Below are 17,036 nucleotides of genomic sequence, written 5' to 3'. Positions count from 1 at the left end.
CTTAATACCCAGTTTGTGATTCTGGCCGATGACTGATCCGTTTATGGAAAATATAGTAGGTCCAACCGATATACGCCAACACAAATGGTAAAAATACACAAACTACAATTGTCATAACTTTTAGTGTATATGGACTTGATGATGCAGTTGAAATTAACAAATCATATTTAGAACTAATTGAACTAATCATTACTCGTGGAAACAATCCATTGAATAATAATCCAACTAAAGCTACAAAAGTCAAACCACTAGCTAAGAAAGCTGGTAGTTCTTTGCCCTTCATAACTGCTGCATGAGCCGCAACTGTCAACAAAACAATCAGTACGACCCAGGCCAGTGTGGCTGTAAAATGCAGTTTAAAGAAATCTGTTTGTAAATAAAGCAAAACTGCAAACACTACTAGGCCAGCATATAAAACCCAATAAAGCTTGCTTGCCTGCATTTTAGCTCGTTCACGAACGGGACCAGTTGTCTTCAATGCAATATAATTCAAACCGTGCAGATAACTCATTAAAACAACCGCAACTCCCCCAACAATTGAAAATAAATTAATGTAATTAAAGAACGTTGCCGTCATGTTACCCTTAGCATCCAATGGCATTCCCTGAATCATACTGATAAACATCACACCAAAGAAAAATGGAACCAAGAAACTCCCAAGAACTAGCGTTGCTCCCCAAACACCTTGTTTGCTGGTTGGAGATTTAGCTCGGAATTCAAAGGAAACCCCGCGAATAATTAAACCAACCAAAATAAGAAATAAAATTAGATAGTAACCACTGAAAAGAGCAGAATACCAAAATGGGAAAGAAGCAAACATTGCTCCTCCGGCAGTAATCAACCAAACTTCATTACCATCCCAAACAGGTCCAATCGTTGCAATTAACTGATTCTTTTCCTGCTCATTGCGTGCCAAAGTTTTTGTGGCCATTCCAACGCCATAATCAAACCCTTCCAAAAAGAAGAATCCTGCGAACAAAACACCAATTAATAAAAACCAAATAAATTGTAATGGGCTCATTATTCAAACGCCTCCTTATCAAATGGATCGACTTGGTCGGCCTTGTGATCGTCAGCAGCAATCTCATCTTCATAAAATGGTCCTTTTTTCAACTCTAAACGAACCAAAGAAATCATCGTTGCTGCAATGAATGCAAATAATAAGAAATAGACAATATTAGTTGTTAGAAGTGAACCAACTGAAACATTTGGTGAGACACTTTGTTTTATGGTAAACAAGCCATAAACCGTCCACGGATAACGACCAAGTTCAGTTACTAACCAACCAGCCGTATTAGCCAAAAATGGTGTAAAAGTACACAATCCTAAAACCCACAACATCCACTTCTTCTCATACAAAATCTGCTTCTTTTTGCGAGTGAAGAAGAGACCTAAAGCTGAAACTAACAACATCAAGCCGCCAAAGCCAGCCATAATTCGAAAACTCCAGAATAATGCATTAACGGGTGGGTAATAGTTATTATTCTTTCCGTACTTCTTTTCTAACTGTTTATTAACTTCATTCATTCCTTGAACCGCACCAGAAGGCCGGCCATATGCTAAAATACTTAGCATATCAGGAATGTCCAAACTAAAATCATTTTTGTGTTCTTTTTCATTAGACCAGTCAATTACCGACCACGCCGCATGATTTTTAGTTGTGTTATATACTCCCTCAGTTGCCGCAAATTTCATTGGTTGCTCATTAATCAAATACTTCATTTGCTGATCACCAGCAAAAATCACTAATACTGCACCAATCAAACTCAACAGTAGTCCTAGTCGTAGTGACTTTTTATAAAAAGCTGTTTCTTTCGCCTTTTGATGAAGTAATCGAAAAGCTGACAAGCCAGCAATAATAATCCCACCAGTAACCACTGTTCCAGCAATTACATGACCAAATTCAAACCAAACTTGCGGATTTTTTAAAAGTGCCGAAAAACTAGTCATAACAGCATGACCATTTTTAATTGCATAGCCTGTTGGATGCTGCATGAAGCTATTAGCTGTTAAAATCCACAAAGCTGAAATCATTGAGGCAAAAGTCACCAGCCAGATAAACACTACATGGACTTTAGGGCTGAGACGATCCCAAGTAAACATCCACAAGCCAAGGAAAGTCGACTCCATAAAGAAAGCCAACAACGCCTCAATTGCTAATGGTGCTCCAAAAATATCCCCCATAAATCTTGAATAATCCGACCAGTTCATTCCGAACTGAAATTCTTGAATAATGCCAGTAACCACTCCGACTGCAAAACTAAGTAGGAAAATATTTCCCCAAAATTTTGTCATTCGGAGATACTCTTTTTTCTTAGTAACAACATAAGTCGTTTCCATAATTGCAACAGCAAGTGCGGTTCCAATTGAAAATGGTACAAAGAAAAAGTGGAAAACCGTTGTCATTGCAAATTGAAAGCGCGCCAATGAAACGATACTCATTCAGATCTCCTCCTTTTTTATAATTACTTAATTGCAAAAGTGATAACTTTCGCAAAATTTAAAAAATTTCTACTTAACACTTCAAATATACTCCATTCAATTGAAAATTCCAACCAAATTCCTGCATAAACCTTGTGAAAAATATAATTTTTGTTAGCTAAAAGCTGTTTTGAATATTCTTAAAGAAAAGCGACTACTAGCCGAAGATGGCGTTTCCACCAAAGCTTTAATTTTAAAGAGCCATCACTCTTTTCTTTACCAAGCCCGTTTTAAAATCTCAAAAATTGAATTTTTATTCACAAATAAAAAATTAATTTTTCATTAAAAACAAATCCGTTTCTTAGCTATCTCACAAAAGGATAGCCTCCTGCCAAAAACAAGCCCACAACTCCAACTGCAAAAATAACCGCTAATAATAACCATCGTTTAGTAGCTGAAAAATGGTCTGTTTGGCTGAAAAAGATCTCACAAAACCCAATTGCGCCGATTGCCAATAAAATTTTAAAAACTGTCAAAACTGGTGAATGCTGCCAAGCATACCCCGTCAGCATGATGCCACTGATAATTGCTACTACATAACAAATTCGGGCAATCGTCACCCCTAATCTAGTTGTTTTCTTTTGAACTATTGCAGTTAAAATTACTCCTGCTAATACAATCCACGTTATTAAGTGTAGCCAAATCCACATTTTATAACACCTCACTTTCCTCTTATTCTAAACTCACTGGTTAAAAAGTACACTCAGATGAACTTATTGTCAAAAAAATCAATCGTTGTATTAATTTAAAAACGAAAACCCCCTTAAAGAGACAGCAATGATATGAACTATCAGTAATCTTTATTTTCTATCACTTAAAAGCCCTTATTTCCTGGGAAATAAATTTGCTAAACAATTAAACTACTGATATTGCTTAATATCAAAAATGTTACAGTAACAAGTTGTCCCAAAATTGGCCTAGCTTAAACAAACAGTCCTCTTAATAAGCTGCTATCTTTTTCGTGCTTCAATCACAGTTCATGGTTACTTTTCCACACCAGTCAGCTTTACAAACTATCGTAGCGATGATACAGTTCCACTAGTTGATAGAGATTTGCATCTTCTTACTTGCTAAATCGGAAGCGCAAGACTAAATCACAGGAACTTTACATACATTATCAAATCGTGATTAGTCAGGTCTTCGAACACCAATACTATGTGAAATCACCAAACCTGCAACAACTGCTGCAAACTCACTCCTAAAAGAAAGGTAAAAAGGTTTTAGCGCCACCGACAAAACTGTTTGATAGAGAAATCTCAATGTTCCTGTGACTATTGAGAAGGAGGTAAAAAATGAAAATTGGCAAACAAATTCAAAAGCAACGAGAGCGTCTGAACATGCCCCAAGACCAGCTGGCTAATAAATTATATGTTTCTCGTCAGACAGTTTCTAACTGGGAAAATGATCGACACTACCCAGATATCGAGAATCTTCTTTTGCTGAGTGTGCTATTCGATACCTCCTTAGACCAATTAGTCAAAGGAGATGTACCAAATATGAAAAAGAAAGTCTTCACAAAAGAATCCAATCGAGATGCTAAACTGATGATTGCATGTTGGATAATTGGAATAGTTACTATTGGACCATCACTATGGTTGCCTAGTCCTTGGTTCTACATTATGGTTATAACTCCTTTTGTTCTTGGATTTATTCCAGCAATTCATTTAGAATATCTCAAACACAAGGTAGACGTCCGCACCTACAAGGAAATCATTGCCTATGAGGATAACAAAGACATTGAGAAAATTAGAAGACATCGTAATTGGGTGCGTGATCAATTACACCAATGGGGGCTTGCCATTGGTATTGGAGTGATTATCTTGGTGATCACAGTGATCGTAGCGATACCTTTCATGTTTCTCTATAAGTATCTGCACTAATTATCAAGTTACCATCCCCCAAAGTAGATACTAAGAACACTTGAACCAGTAATAATTACTTGATATCAAAAATTTTCATTTTACGCTAGCTTATGCTGAACTACCTGAAATTATTACAACTTTTCTTTAAAACGCTGCTTAATATCTATCATCGGATCCAACTGCCAGCTCTACTTGATTTACAATCTTATTCAGCTTTGGTTTTAGGGCTGAATTAACCTAGAAACATATTAGTTCCTTTTCCACTTATAACTTCTTATAATAAAATTGTATCTTTAGGATAGTAAAACAGCAGACTTTCTAGGTGAAAAACCACAGGAGGAGATTTTATGGCTTATCGCGCAGTTAACCCTTATAACGGAAAATTAATTAAAGAATTTGCTCCAAGTACCGATACTGAAGTTGAAGAAGCTTTAACAGCTGCTGAAAATTTTTATCAAAATGCCAAAAAACAGTCTTTTGAACAACGAGCTAAACAACTTGCTGCTTTGGCTGCAGAGTTCACAAAAAATTGTGATTATTATGCACGCTTCATTACTACAAATATGGGAAAATTAATTAATGACGCCCAAGCAGAAGTTAAAAAAACAGCGGCTTTTGCTCAATACTATGTTGATCATGGAGCGGCGGCTTTAGCTAATCAAGATTACTCCGCAAGTGCAAAACAACCGGCACATCTAGAATTCAGTTCAATTGGTGCGATTGTCGCCGTCGAACCTTGGAATTTTCCCTATACCCAAGTAATGCGGGTTTTTGCGCCTAACTTTATTTTGGGTAACCCCGTAATTTTAAAACATGCTAGCATCGTTCCCGAGTGTGCTCACGCCTTTGAAGAAGCTTGTCAAACAGCTGAAATTCCAACAGGTGCTTTTAAAAATCTTTTTGCTTCTTATGATCAAGTTACTACTATGATTAGTGATGCTCGTGTGCAAGGGGTTGCCTTGACCGGATCAGAAAAAGCTGGCGCCAAAATTGCAGCTGCCGCTGGTAAAAACATTAAAAAATCAACTATGGAACTTGGTGGAACAGATGTTTGTGTTATTTTAGATGATGCTGACTTAAATAAAGCGGTTGTCGGTGCTGCAAAAGGTAGATTAAATAATTCAGGACAAGTTTGTACTGCTGCCAAACGCTACTTAGTCCAATCTGGAATTTATGATGATTTTTTAGCAGAACTTAAACAAGAGTTTGCCAAATACCAACCTGGAAATCCCTTGGATGAAAATACAACGCTGGCTCCACTATCCTCAAAATCAGCTCAAAAAACTTTACAGCAACAAGTTAAGGATGTATTAGCTGGTGGTGCAAAAGTTTTATGGGGGATCCAACACCTGTCAGTGGTCCGGGAGCTTTTTTCAATCCCTTAATTATTAGTGGAATGAAATTTGATAATCCGATGTACGACCAAGAACTATTTGGACCAGTTGCCCAGCTTTATCGCGTTACTGATGAAGCTGACATTTTGAGAATTGCTAACCACTCAAATTACGGTCTAGGTGGAGCTATTTATTCTGAAAATTTACCAGCTGCTCGAGCTTTAGCAGCAAAAATTGAAACTGGTCAAGTAGCTATTAATCAACCACTATCTTCAATTCCTGAATTGCCTTTCGGTGGTGTAAAACATTCTGGCTACGGCCGGGAACTTAGCGATCTCGGTATACGAGAATTTGCTAATATTAAAACTATTCTTGGTTAAATGATTTTATAATTACTTTGTTTTTTGTAAACACGACAGAACATAAAATTTAAATATTTTAATCCTCAAAGAAGGTCAGCTAATTTTTTATTAGCTGACCTTCTTCACTAGTTAGTTATAATTATTAAACCAATGCTTTTTCTTTTGGATTAACTAAACATCATTCGTTGACACAGTGTCAATGAAATGCTAGACTAAATAAAAATTGACACGGTGTCAATAAAGGAGGAATTTATTAATGGTGCTCGCGAATCTATCTAAGGTAACTGATACTAAATTGCAGCGAATCAACTCGGCCCTATTAAAAGAATTTTCGAGTTACCCACTTAATCAAGCACAGGTTGCCCGAATCGTTAAAAGTGCTGATATCTCCCGTGGTTCCTTTTACACCTACTTTAAAGACTTACCCGATGCTTATCAATACTTGTATCATCAAGCAATGACAGCTATTCATCAACCACTGCCCACCGCCAGTTTAACCAGCAATTATCAACCGGAAATTTATCTGCAAACTGCCAGTGATTTTACCGGAAAAATCGTTAATAGCCGTTATTACAACTTAATCAAGTTACACATCCTATATAACGAAGTCATTTTGCCCCAAGCTAAACCAGCACCAGCTTTAACTCTAGATGCCCGCCATTGGTCAGCTATGACTTTGTCTCACGCAACCATTCGTGATATTTTACTTCAGCCTGCTAAACGCCAAACTTTTTTAGATCGTTTGGCAATCGCTTTAACCTCATTAGTCGATCAGGATTAGCTGGTTTAGAAAAGAGTTGATTAAATGTTTTTATCATTGAAAGAAATTAAGTATGAAAAATTACGCTATAGCTTAATTATCGGAATGATTATGCTAATTAGTTATCTAGTCTTCGTTTTAACTGGCTTAGCTCAAGGTCTGGCACAACAGAACACAGCTGCTATTAAGTCATGGAATGTTAAACAAATAGTTCTGAATAATAATGCCAATATTAACTTAACTCAATCATTAATTACTAAAAAAAACAGCCAACAACTCCATCTAACTAAAAAAGAGGCCTATATCGGTCAAGCTCCAGTAGTTGCCAAAAAAAGCGGCTTAGCCAAAGAATCTGCTCAATTCATTGGGTTAGAATCGAATCAATTTATTGCTAAACAAGTTAAATTAACCAGCGGACATTGGGTAAAGAACTCGCAACAATTAGTTGTCGATCAAGCATTTAAAACTGCCGGCTATAAATTAGGTGATCATTTAAAATTAAACTCTAACAAAACTGACTATCAAATCGTTGGTTTTACTGAGAATGCCAAGTTAAGTGTCGCTCCAGTCATTTATGGGCAATTAGCAGCCTGGCAACAACTCAAAAATCTGAACAAATCATTCAAGGCCAGTGCTGTCGTTTCTCAGCAAGCTAATTACCAATCTCATTCAAACGGTTTAAAAACATATAGTATTCAAAAATTCATTAACAAATTGCCTGGCTACTCCGCTCAAAATATAACTTTTACCTTTATGATCGCTTTTCTGATGATAATTTCTTTAATTGTAATTGCTGTTTTCTTATATATTTTGACAATTCAAAAAATTCAAAACTATGCCGTTTTGCGAGCCCAAGGTATCCCAGCCCGATTCTTAATTCGAGCGACGCTTACTCAAGCACTCTTATTAGTCTTAATCGGAATAATCATTGCAGCGGGATTAACTGGAGTTACGGCAGTTGCTATTCCCGCTGGAACTCCTATGACTTTTAACCTGCCGCTGTTAACTAGTATTGCTGGTGGTCTGATTGTCACAGCTTTAGTGGGGGCATTGATACCAGTTTGGACAATTGCTAAAATTGATCCAGTTTCTGCAATTGGAGGTTAAGTAATGACTACAAAAAAATTGCTTGAAATGCAGCAAATTAATAAAAGTTTTGGTAATGGTCTAAGTAAAGTTCATGTCTTGCATGATCTAAATTTTGCAGCAGCGGCAGGTCAGTTAAATTTGATCCTAGGTCCATCTGGATCTGGGAAAAGCACCTTTTTAACAATCGCCGGTGGCCTGCAGTCACCTTCCAGCGGACAAGTCAAGTTGGCTGGACAAGTATTAACAGAATTATCTGCTAAACAGCGTGATTCATTGCGCTTAAATCAAATTGGCTTTGTCTTACAAGCATACAATCTCCTACCTTACCTCAAAGTTAGCGATCAATTCGCTTTAGTTGACCGAATCAAACCTACTAATAATCTTTCCCCAACTGAATTAGCTAGCTTATTGGATGAACTAGGAATTGCTGAATTAATCGATAAATATCCAGCCGAACTCTCAGGTGGGCAAAATCAACGTGTAGCAATTGCACGTGCGCTTTACCCCAATCCACCAATTATTTTGGCTGATGAGCCGACAGCTGCTCTTGATAGTCAGCGAGTTGAACAAGTCGGACAATTATTTGCTGATTTAGCTCATACTGAACAAAAAGCCGTGATCATTGTTACTCATGACTTGCGGCTAAAAAGATTTGCTGATCAAATCAACGAAATTAAAGATGGTCAACTATTACCGACAGTTATCAATCACTAATAGTAGTCCCCAGTCGTGTTCAACTAGGGACTACTATTTAGACTGCCAATAATTATTTTCTGCGGTTGGCTTTTCGCAAAAGTAGTTTACGCCTTTTCGGTGACATCACTTTAGTATAATTCAATTTTTTAGCATATTTGAAATATTTAGTAAACAAATTGCTGTTAGTTCCCCAGTAATAAAACCCGAGAGCCAGTGCAATAACCGCTAACAAATCAAACGGATATGGAATTAAATTAATTCCATTAAATTCCTTACTACCAATAAAAGACATTCCTGACAACGCCAATAAATAAAAGATCATCCACCAACTACCGTCAAATTGGCGTTTGGTCCGTTTCCAATCATTCTTCCACTCATAGTAAAAATACAATGGCAATCCTAAAAGAATGACTAAAGTAACCTCAAGGGTTGTTGGCCACATCGCCCAATAAATTGCCAGCGAAGCTAATATAAATGATAGTGATGTTGTCAAATTGACCCGTGAATTTTTAATTGGTCGAGCAAATTCGGGAGCCATTTTTCGAAAAGCAATTAGCGTTACTGGTCCGGTCAGCAGTGCAATTAACATTGAAGTTGAGATTACTGTCGCTAATGTGTCCCAAGAACGAAAGAAAGTTACCATTAAAATACTTAAAACAGCATTAGCTATCATAGCATTTCTAGGTATCTGGTAACGTTGATTAATTTTTCCTAAGAATTTGGGCAAGTGTTCATTATCAACCATTGCTGCTAAAACTCGACTAGTTGAGGCAACTGTTGAAACCCCTGTGCCAAAAGGTGAGATAAAGGCATCCATGTACAACAGCACCGAAAGCCAATAAATTCCTAATAAAATTGCTAAGTCAGCAAATGGTGAATTAAAGTTAATTCCACTCCAACCAACCCTAGCAATTAGTTTAGGTGAAATTGCCGTAATAAAAGTTATTTGTAGCAAAATATAGATAATCCCGCTGATTAAGAGGGAAAGATTAATTGCTCGTTTAATATTCACCTTAGGATTTTCTAAATCACTACCAATATTAATAATTGTTTGAAAAGCATTAAAAGAAAAAATTATCCCCGCGGTTGTCGTTGCCTTAAAAATCGGTGCTGAACCATATGGCATAAATGCATGTAAATTGCTACCTAAATTTTCAAGGTGAAAACTACTAAATAACAACATAATAATTGTTAGCAAAGGAATCCCAATTTTAAAAATCGAAATAAAACTGGTAAAACGCGTTAATAAACTAACTGACCAAAAATTAAATAATGTAAAAATAATAATAAACACAAAGACCACCAGTAAACCACTAGTCGTAATTTGGTTGTGTTGCATCAAGCCATTGGTAAAGTTTGCCCACTTCCACGGCCAACTGCTCATATATTGAACTGCAGCAACAGCTTCAATTGGGATAATTGTTATTAAAGCAATCCAGTTCGCCCATGCCGCAATAAAACCAACTAATGATCCATGAGTGTATTGGGCATATTTGCTCATTCCGCCATTTTCTGGCAACATTGTTCCTAATTCAATATAATTATAGGAAATAATAGCAATAATAACTGCCCCTATAACCCAGGAAATAATTGCCGCTGGCCCAGCAACTCGTGCTGCTTCCCATGAACCAAATAACCAACCCGATCCGATAATTGTGCCGAGTCCCAACATTACTGCATTAAATAAACTGATTTTGTTGCTAGTAGAATTCATAGTTTAAGTAGTAATCTCCTCTTTTGTTTAAAATTAAAATCTCTTTAGTTACTTATTCTTAATAATGGACACAGGTTCCAATCTAATTAACCCCTTAGAATACATTTTCCACAAACAACATATAAAATGTTAACATTGTAAAATATTATCTTCAAATAAAAAAGTTTTCACAAATTTTCAATCACACTAATTGTTAACTGAAAATTCATGGAAACTTTTTAATTTTTTCTATTTAATCAGAAGTTAGTTATCTGAACTTGCTGCTGATTGGGAAACTTTAACTTGACTTGGAACTGCCAACTCAGTTTTATTTCGCCAATACGAAGATAAAACTGAACCGGAAATATTGTGCCATATACTGAAAATGGTCGAAGGAATTGCTGCTGCTGGAGCAAAATACTTCATCGCTAAAGTTGCACCGACAATCGCAACTTGGTTAGCCGATAATTGGGGAATTAAGTCAGTTGGACTCTATCTAGGAACCATGGCTATTGCCTGCTTCATTGCTTTACTAACAATCATCGAAACTAAAGATGTTGATTTCACAAAATAGTTTCAGCATACTCCTAAGGGGTATGCTTATAATAAAAACCAGTTTAAGCAATTACTGCTAAAACTGGTTTTTATTATTTTTTAAGAGTAAAATTAATGATAAGTAATTTAACCCAAGGAGCTGATTCACTTGAAAGATTCCATCAACGACCGCCAAAGAGCTAAAGAGCTCACAAAAAAACTGTTGCAGCAATTAGATAAGAAAACAGATCGGCCAGCTGAATTATTAGACATTATCGATGTTTTACTGCAAGTCTATACTAAATTAGATCAGACAAAAGACCCCGCTGTCTTAATTAACCACTTCATTAATTATCTCCGCAGTACCGCCTTAAAGGGAAAACTTCACTTCCCACCAGCTGAAGAAAAAATAATTATTGAATTAGAAGTTCTGGGCCAAAAAGCTGGTATAAATGGTAATTATTTAGGTGGATATACTGATAAATCACAATTTTACAGCATTTTCGAACACGTTTCCCAACGTGACTAATCAGCAAAAAAGCGATTTGATACTGCCAAACTTCAGTATCAAATCGCTTTTTTAAAATACTAATTACTTAACCGTCGCTGATTCACAAGCAGCTACTAACTGTTCAGCAGTTTGACTGCCAAAAATTACTGGCCGATCGTTAATCATGGTTGCTGGAACACTCATAATGTGTTTTGCTTGCCGAAGTTCAGGGAAAAGCTGTAAATCAAGCATTTCTGCCGAAACATTTGGATTAATAGCTGCCATATGCTGACAAGTTGATACTACATCAGGACAAAAATGACAAGTTAAAGCTACCCCGATTTTTATCTTTGTCACAGGCAAAGCCTTGATCCGTTCAATAAGTTCCGGAGCTAATTCTTGCCCGGGCCCAGCTAAATTATAAACTGCCAACACCAATGAATTCAGTTCATGGCCAGTTGGAATACCTGCAAAACGAATACCAGTCAGATTTTGTTGCTGATTTAATAGTTCCAACAAAGGCAAAAAGTCTTCTCCACCATCAGCAGCTCGAACTTGATAGTCCAAGTGCCGATCTAAATCACAGAACTCTTTAACGAAACTTTGCAATTCTTGACTCTTCTGACCGTTATCACTCAAGACCTGCAAAGTAACCTTTTGAGTTAATCTTTCAAAAATTGATTTTAATTGCTGCTGCAACTTAGCATCAAACCAAGATCCTTGATGAACCATTACGGTTGATTTTTCCGCCAATTTGGTTGTTTGTCCCACTGGTTTAGTTGCTGATTTTTGCTTCCTTTCAATCGGAATCTGTAGCCGTTGTTTAAGCGCTGTTACATAATGCTCTGCACTAGTTGCGGCAACTGCTCCATCACTAGCTGCAGTAACAATTTGCCGTAGTGGTTTAACAACAATATCACCAGCAGCAAAGACACCCGGCAAGTTAGTTGCCAAAGTAGCATCAGCTTTTAAATAACCATGTTCATCATGGTTTAATATTTTAGTCAACTTAGCTGTTGCCGGCTGGGTACCGATATAAATAAAAACACCAAATGTCTGCTCACTTGAATCAGGTTGGTAAGAAAACTCTTTTCCAGTTTGATTATTTTTAAAAACAGCTGTTTCCAAATAATCTTTCCCAGTAACTCGAACAATCTCCGTATTAAACTTGACATCTACCTTGGGATTATTTAAAGCACGGGCCGCAGTTAGGGGGGCACAAGTAAATTCTGCTTCACGTGAAATCACCGTTACATGTTTAGCATAACGTGTTAGATAATCGGCCTCTTCAGCAGCAGCATACCCGCCGCCAATTACAAAAACTTGCAGGCCAGTAAATAATTCACCATCACAAGTTGAACAAAATGCTATCCCATGTCCACGAAATTGTTGCTCTCCAGGAAAGTTAAGTTCACGCGGTTTGGCACCAGCGGCAATAATCACACTGCGTGCATAATAATCCTGCCTACCATGCAAAACTTTCAAATCACCTTCTAATTCATAATCAGTAATTTGATCATGGACAATTTGCACACCAAAATTGGCAGCTTGCTGCTGCATCTGATTCATGAGGGCCGTGCCATCAATCTTTTCGACTGCTGGATAGTTCCAAACTACCGAAGTAGTCGTTACTTGACCGCCCACTTGATTCGCTTCAATCACTAAGGTGTCCATCGTTGCTCGACCCGCATAAATTGCTGCGCTTAATCCAGCTGGCCCAGCACCAATAATCACAGTATCGTAAATTTTTTTATCTGCCATCATCGGGTCCTCTTAAATTTTGCCAACCAAATCTAAGCTTGGAGTAATTGTGTCGTCACCTGGATGCCAATGAGCAGGACAAACTTTATCGCCATGCTTTTCGACAAATTGAGCTGCTTGTAAAGTTCGTAAAATTTCACCGGCATCTCGACCAATCCCCATATCATTGATCGTATAAGATTTAATTTGTCCCTCTGGATCAACGATAAACACACCACGAAACGCTTGACCAGCTTCTTCATCCAAAACGCCAAAGAACCGGGCCAACTTTCCTGCTGGATCAGCTAACATTGGGTACTGAACCTTGCCAATCGTATCAGTTGCTTCAGCCCACGCTTTGTGAACAAATTCAGTGTCTTCCGAAACTGAATAAACTTCCGCATTTGCTTGTTTAAATTCAGCATAATGATCTTGCAGATCACCTAATTCAGTTGGACAAACAAATGAAAAGTCTGCTGGGTAAAAGAAGAAAACCGACCATTTACCTAAAACATCTTGTAAAGTTACAGGATGTGTTTCACCTTGTTGATAAGCATTAACCTTAAAGTCGGTTAACTTTTGATTGATAAAGTTCATAAGAGCACCCTTCCTTTAATAGTAATTTAGAATTTTTCTAATTCCAACTCCTATTATAGAATCAATTGTGCACAATGTAAATGGCTAATGTAAATTTAATGAAAACTTTATTTTATGCTAACTGCCATTTTCAACGCAGTTTGCGGCGTATGTGTTTGCAATTGATAAACAGCATTACCCTTTTGCCAAATAATCAACTGCTCACGTTGACGTTCAACAATCGCGGTTTGAAAACTTACTCGACCATAATTTTCAGGTGCTGGTAAGCTGTTTTTAGCTAAAAAAGAAACTACTTCTTTAGCTAAAGACTGGGGGTCCCCTTGATTAACTGTTGTTGCATGAACTGTCAAAAACCAATTTCCTTCGTACCAACTTAAATATTGTTGTCCGGCCCCAGCATCAATTGTTCCCGTTAACTCATCTCCCAAATCAACCGTGGGCAATCCTTTAAACTCGGTTGCTGAACGATAGCCAATTTGCTGTCTTGCTGTTGTTTCAGATTCATATGTCTTTTTCGTGTAAACTGCATAAGGGTTTTCTTGCTTAAGAGTTGCATCATTAAATTTTTTGGCCCGTGATCCAACACTGTAATTAATCGTAAAATTATTAGAATCGCCTTGATAATACACATTTAGCCGATTGCTACCATTTTCTAAACCATCAGTTTGAGGCAAAGGAACTTGTCCTAAACTTCTCATGAGCTGCTGATTCATTAATGTTACCCGTGAAACATTTGTTGCTTGATTCGTTACTGAAGAACTAGAACTAGTCGTTGCTCTCTGACTGGTGGTTGAATTTGAATAGCTTGTATGTGATGAATCACTACCGGTTGAATGATGTTTAACTTCACTCGTACTACTTGAAACTGACAAACTACTTTTAGCAGTTTTATTTCTACTAAAACTACATCCCCCAAGTACTAAAAGTGTAGTTAATACCAATAATTGTTTTTTCATGCTACACCCTTCTTCCTTAAAACTTTCCTTTTATTTCAAGATAGCTGAAAAATCGCATTCGGGCAATTGATTCGCTATTGAAAAATTTTTATTTTATTATTGACAAACAATAATAAATAGATTAAGATACACTCATTAAATAATTAAATTCTAATTAAAAGCAATGACAAGGACAGTAATCAATATTGAATGTCAGGGAGCTGCTGGTTAGTGCAAAGCAGTCAGGATGTATTTGATGAATATCACCTTTGAGCCGTAAGCTGAATTTTTAAGCTTAACTGTTTCCCCACATTACCGGGGTAGGCAATTGATAATAATGATAGTTGACTAGTTAAGATGGAGCTAATTTCATGAGAAGTTAGTTTAATTAAAGGTGGTACCGCGCTGAAAACGCCCTTTAACAACAGATGTTGTTAAAGGGCGTTTTTTGTTAGAATTTAAAATCCGTTTCAAAAGTGAGGTGGGGGATCATGCATGATTCCAGTCAGATTCAAAATAACGATGATGGTCAGATTCAGATTAAACAGCTCTATTCATTACTAACAACTGCAGTTCTCCCACGTGTGGGCAGGAGACTGCTAACTTAAAAATCAAACGGAGGAATTTATTATGACTAAAACACAAACAACAACAACTAAATTAACTGCCAATGAAGAAAAATTTGCTCAGGCTCTTTATCAAGCTTATACAACTCAACAACCATTAACCGAAAAAGACTGGCAATCAACCGTCACCGACGATGCCTCTGCTTATCAAGTTCAAGCAAGGCTAACTGCTTTGAAAAATGAAGCTGTTGGTGGCTATAAAGTTTCTTTGACTAGTGAACAGACACAAAAAATGTTTGATTCTGATTCTCCACTCTATGGTGCCCAGGTAAAAAGCCATTTTCTGGCAGCCCCAGTTACCCGCAGCCTTAAGACACTGATGGAACCGTTAGTCGAAGTTGAACTTGAATTTCGGGCTAAAGAAGATTTAAAACCAACTGATTCCCTAAGTGATTTAATGAAGAAAACAACTGTCGCAGCTGGCATGGAAGTTCCTGATTCTCGTTTTGCTGATTGGTTTCCAAAGCTTTCAAAATACATGGTCATGTCCGATGCAGCAGTTGGCGGCTTAGTTCTACATGGGAAAGAATTTGACACAAACAAGGTCTTCAATGATGTAGCAGCAGCAACTAATGTTAAATGCGAATTGTTCCACGATGAAAAAAAAGTAACTGAAGGTTTATCTTCAGAGGTCTTAGGTAATCCCTTGAAATCATTGCACTGGCTAGTCACAAAATTAGCTGAGCAGGGAAAGACTTTCTCCGCTGGCCAAATGGTTTCTTCTGGAACCTTTGTCTTACCTCCTAAACTAACAGTTGGTAACTGGTCGGCACGTTTTGATCATGGTCTAGGCAATGTTGATTTTAAAGTTACCGATTAAATAAAAACTCAATAAAATAAGCTGCTTTTGCTGAAGATCGATTGCTTCTCCAAAAACAGCTTATTTTTTCTAAAAAACAGCTCAAATAATACTTAGAAATCAGAGGTTTTATTTAATAAAATTGTTTAAACCTCCTATTTGCTGTATGATTAATCAGTAAATCTGATTTTTGAATAAGGAGAGTTTTCATGTTTGATATTATCAAAGCAATTATTTTAGGAATTGTTGAAGGTATTACTGAATTCTTACCAATTAGTTCAACTGGACATTTAGTTTTAGTTGATGAATTCATTAAGCTACAACAATCAAAACAATTTATCGATATGTTCAATGTTGTTATCCAATTAGGGGCAATTATGGCAGTTGTCATTATCTACTTCCATAAGTTAAATCCTTGGTCACCTAAGAAAAGCCGATTAGAGAAGAAAAACACCTGGACACTTTGGAAAAAAGTCATTATCGCTGTCATTCCATCAGTAGTTGTTGGCTTACCGCTAAATGACTGGATGGATGAGCATTTAATGAACTGGCAAGTTGTTTCTGCTGCCTTAATTATCTATGGTATCTTGTTTATCATTATTGAGAATCACAACAAGGATACAACTCCACGTTATGCAGATTTAGACACTTTGCCTTATTCAACTGCAATTGCAATTGGGATTTGTCAGGTACTATCACTAGTTCCGGGTACTTCACGTTCAGGTTCTACTATTTTAGGAGCCATTACCATTGGAACCTCAAGATATGTTGCAACTGAGTTTTCGTTCTTCTTAGCAATCCCAACCATGTTTGGTGCTTCGTTTTTGAAACTGTTGAAATATTTCATGCACGGTGGAAGTTTAGCCGGCTTACCAGGAATTGTATTATTAGTTGGCGTCGTCGTTTCCTTTGTCGTTGCCTATCTGTCAATCCGCTTCTTATTGAATTATATTAAGAAAAATGACTTTAAAGCCTTTGGTTGGTACCGAATTATTTTAGGAATTGTTGTAATTGGTTACTTTATGTTAGTCCATTAAT

General features: G+C 37.0%; 15 protein-coding genes, 2 pseudogenes and 1 other annotated feature. Of the genes and pseudogenes, 9 read left to right on the top strand and 8 right to left on the bottom strand.

Features of this window, described 5'->3' with window-relative positions; translation table 11 throughout:
* Window position 1: 1 nt before the first annotated feature.
* From cydB to G6O73_RS10215, 3 genes are all read right to left on the bottom strand, one after another.
* Complete coding sequence (gene cydB / locus G6O73_RS10225; protein WP_057884930.1) at window positions 2-1,021, bottom strand: cytochrome d ubiquinol oxidase subunit II; 1,020 nt, start codon at window positions 1,019-1,021, stop codon at window positions 2-4.
* Window positions 1,021-2,442 (bottom strand): cytochrome ubiquinol oxidase subunit I, encoded by a 1,422-nt coding sequence (locus G6O73_RS10220; protein ID WP_057884929.1) that lies wholly within the window; start codon window positions 2,440-2,442, stop codon window positions 1,021-1,023. The genes cydB and G6O73_RS10220 overlap by 1 nt, the downstream gene beginning before the upstream one ends.
* A gap of 344 nt (window positions 2,443-2,786) precedes the next feature.
* Complete coding sequence (locus G6O73_RS10215; RefSeq protein WP_057884928.1) at window positions 2,787-3,131, bottom strand: DUF1516 family protein; 345 nt, start codon at window positions 3,129-3,131, stop codon at window positions 2,787-2,789.
* Window positions 3,132-3,773: 642 nt separating this feature from the next.
* Here G6O73_RS10215 and G6O73_RS10210 point away from each other — a divergent pair.
* The 5 genes and pseudogenes from G6O73_RS10210 (at window position 3,774) to G6O73_RS10190 (ending at window position 8,602) form a co-directional block, all read left to right on the top strand.
* Complete coding sequence (locus tag G6O73_RS10210) at window positions 3,774-4,361, top strand: helix-turn-helix domain-containing protein (protein ID WP_057884927.1); 588 nt, start codon at window positions 3,774-3,776, stop codon at window positions 4,359-4,361.
* A 329-nt stretch (window positions 4,362-4,690) separates the two neighbouring features.
* Window positions 4,691-6,057: pseudogene (locus G6O73_RS10205) on the top strand (aldehyde dehydrogenase family protein).
* 238 nt (window positions 6,058-6,295) lie between these two features.
* The gene (locus G6O73_RS10200) at window positions 6,296-6,820 is read left to right on the top strand and encodes a TetR/AcrR family transcriptional regulator (protein WP_057884925.1); all 525 of its coding nucleotides are present in this window, start codon (window positions 6,296-6,298) and stop codon (window positions 6,818-6,820) included.
* Window positions 6,821-6,844: 24 nt separating this feature from the next.
* Window positions 6,845-7,906 (top strand): ABC transporter permease, encoded by a 1,062-nt coding sequence (locus G6O73_RS10195; RefSeq protein ID WP_057884924.1) that lies wholly within the window; start codon window positions 6,845-6,847, stop codon window positions 7,904-7,906.
* A gap of 3 nt (window positions 7,907-7,909) precedes the next feature.
* Window positions 7,910-8,602 carry an ABC transporter ATP-binding protein gene (locus G6O73_RS10190; RefSeq protein ID WP_057884923.1) on the top strand — a complete coding sequence of 231 codons (693 nt, stop codon included), beginning with the start codon at window positions 7,910-7,912 and terminating at the stop codon, window positions 8,600-8,602.
* Between the two features lie 52 nt (window positions 8,603-8,654).
* On the opposite strand, the gene G6O73_RS10185 is transcribed toward G6O73_RS10190, so the two are convergent.
* Both G6O73_RS10185 and G6O73_RS10180 read right to left on the bottom strand, forming a co-directional pair.
* Window positions 8,655-10,298 (bottom strand): APC family permease, encoded by a 1,644-nt coding sequence (locus G6O73_RS10185; protein WP_057884922.1) that lies wholly within the window; start codon window positions 10,296-10,298, stop codon window positions 8,655-8,657.
* A gap of 243 nt (window positions 10,299-10,541) precedes the next feature.
* Window positions 10,542-10,733, bottom strand: a pseudogene (locus G6O73_RS10180) (bile acid:sodium symporter family protein); the annotation flags it as partial.
* Here G6O73_RS10180 and G6O73_RS10175 point away from each other — a divergent pair.
* Together G6O73_RS10175 and G6O73_RS10170 are read left to right on the top strand one after the other, a co-directional pair.
* Window positions 10,663-10,851, top strand: a complete 189-nt coding sequence (locus G6O73_RS10175; protein WP_057884921.1) for a hypothetical protein — start codon at window positions 10,663-10,665, stop codon at window positions 10,849-10,851. The pseudogene G6O73_RS10180 and the gene G6O73_RS10175 overlap by 71 nt on opposite strands.
* A 129-nt stretch (window positions 10,852-10,980) precedes the next feature.
* Entirely contained in the window at window positions 10,981-11,340 is a 360-nt protein-coding gene (locus G6O73_RS10170) for a bacteriocin immunity protein (protein WP_083478427.1), read from the top strand.
* A gap of 63 nt (window positions 11,341-11,403) precedes the next feature.
* Here G6O73_RS10170 and G6O73_RS10165 read toward each other — a convergent pair whose 3' ends face one another.
* From G6O73_RS10165 to G6O73_RS10155, 3 genes are all read right to left on the bottom strand, one after another.
* Complete coding sequence (locus G6O73_RS10165) at window positions 11,404-13,062, bottom strand: FAD-dependent oxidoreductase (RefSeq protein ID WP_057884920.1); 1,659 nt, start codon at window positions 13,060-13,062, stop codon at window positions 11,404-11,406.
* Between the two features lie 12 nt (window positions 13,063-13,074).
* Complete coding sequence (ahpC, locus tag G6O73_RS10160; RefSeq protein ID WP_057884919.1) at window positions 13,075-13,638, bottom strand: alkyl hydroperoxide reductase subunit C; 564 nt, start codon at window positions 13,636-13,638, stop codon at window positions 13,075-13,077.
* Between the two features lie 107 nt (window positions 13,639-13,745).
* Window positions 13,746-14,594, bottom strand: coding sequence for a hypothetical protein (locus tag G6O73_RS10155; RefSeq protein ID WP_057884918.1), 849 nt, complete (start codon window positions 14,592-14,594; stop codon window positions 13,746-13,748).
* Window positions 14,595-14,748: 154 nt separating this feature from the next.
* Window positions 14,749-14,995 (top strand) — a binding site (T-box leader).
* 208 nt (window positions 14,996-15,203) lie between these two features.
* Here G6O73_RS10155 and G6O73_RS10150 point away from each other — a divergent pair.
* Together G6O73_RS10150 and G6O73_RS10145 are read left to right on the top strand one after the other, a co-directional pair.
* Window positions 15,204-16,019, top strand: coding sequence for a 2-keto-4-pentenoate hydratase (locus tag G6O73_RS10150; RefSeq protein ID WP_057884917.1), 816 nt, complete (start codon window positions 15,204-15,206; stop codon window positions 16,017-16,019).
* A 188-nt stretch (window positions 16,020-16,207) separates the two neighbouring features.
* On the top strand, window positions 16,208-17,035 hold the full coding sequence (locus G6O73_RS10145; RefSeq protein WP_057884916.1) for an undecaprenyl-diphosphate phosphatase: 828 nt from the start codon (window positions 16,208-16,210) through the stop codon (window positions 17,033-17,035).
* Window position 17,036 lies beyond the last annotated feature (1 nt).

Origin of the sequence: Liquorilactobacillus nagelii DSM 13675 (assembly GCF_019444005.1) — a bacterium.
Classification (GTDB): Bacteria; Bacillota; Bacilli; order Lactobacillales; family Lactobacillaceae; genus Liquorilactobacillus; species Liquorilactobacillus nagelii.
Note: the sequence above shows the minus strand (reverse complement) of the source record. Positions and strands in the feature narration are given on the sequence as shown.

What these genes read in the sequence shown, in the direction of transcription:
- cydB (WP_057884930.1), bottom strand. Translation starts at nt 1,021, where the DNA reads ATGAGCCCATTACAATTTATTTGGTTTTTATTAATTGGTGTTTTGTTC.
- G6O73_RS10220 (WP_057884929.1), bottom strand. Translation starts at nt 2,442, where the DNA reads ATGAGTATCGTTTCATTGGCGCGCTTTCAATTTGCAATGACAACGGTT.
- G6O73_RS10215 (WP_057884928.1), bottom strand. Translation starts at nt 3,131, where the DNA reads ATGTGGATTTGGCTACACTTAATAACGTGGATTGTATTAGCAGGAGTA.
- G6O73_RS10210 (WP_057884927.1), top strand. Translation starts at nt 3,774, where the DNA reads ATGAAAATTGGCAAACAAATTCAAAAGCAACGAGAGCGTCTGAACATG.
- G6O73_RS10200 (WP_057884925.1), top strand. Translation starts at nt 6,296, where the DNA reads ATGGTGCTCGCGAATCTATCTAAGGTAACTGATACTAAATTGCAGCGA.
- G6O73_RS10195 (WP_057884924.1), top strand. Translation starts at nt 6,845, where the DNA reads ATGTTTTTATCATTGAAAGAAATTAAGTATGAAAAATTACGCTATAGC.
- G6O73_RS10190 (WP_057884923.1), top strand. Translation starts at nt 7,910, where the DNA reads ATGACTACAAAAAAATTGCTTGAAATGCAGCAAATTAATAAAAGTTTT.
- G6O73_RS10185 (WP_057884922.1), bottom strand. Translation starts at nt 10,298, where the DNA reads ATGAATTCTACTAGCAACAAAATCAGTTTATTTAATGCAGTAATGTTG.
- G6O73_RS10175 (WP_057884921.1), top strand. Translation starts at nt 10,663, where the DNA reads ATGGTCGAAGGAATTGCTGCTGCTGGAGCAAAATACTTCATCGCTAAA.
- G6O73_RS10165 (WP_057884920.1), bottom strand. Translation starts at nt 13,062, where the DNA reads ATGGCAGATAAAAAAATTTACGATACTGTGATTATTGGTGCTGGGCCA.
- ahpC (WP_057884919.1), bottom strand. Translation starts at nt 13,638, where the DNA reads ATGAACTTTATCAATCAAAAGTTAACCGACTTTAAGGTTAATGCTTAT.
- G6O73_RS10155 (WP_057884918.1), bottom strand. Translation starts at nt 14,594, where the DNA reads ATGAAAAAACAATTATTGGTATTAACTACACTTTTAGTACTTGGGGGA.
- G6O73_RS10150 (WP_057884917.1), top strand. Translation starts at nt 15,204, where the DNA reads ATGACTAAAACACAAACAACAACAACTAAATTAACTGCCAATGAAGAA.
- G6O73_RS10145 (WP_057884916.1), top strand. Translation starts at nt 16,208, where the DNA reads ATGTTTGATATTATCAAAGCAATTATTTTAGGAATTGTTGAAGGTATT.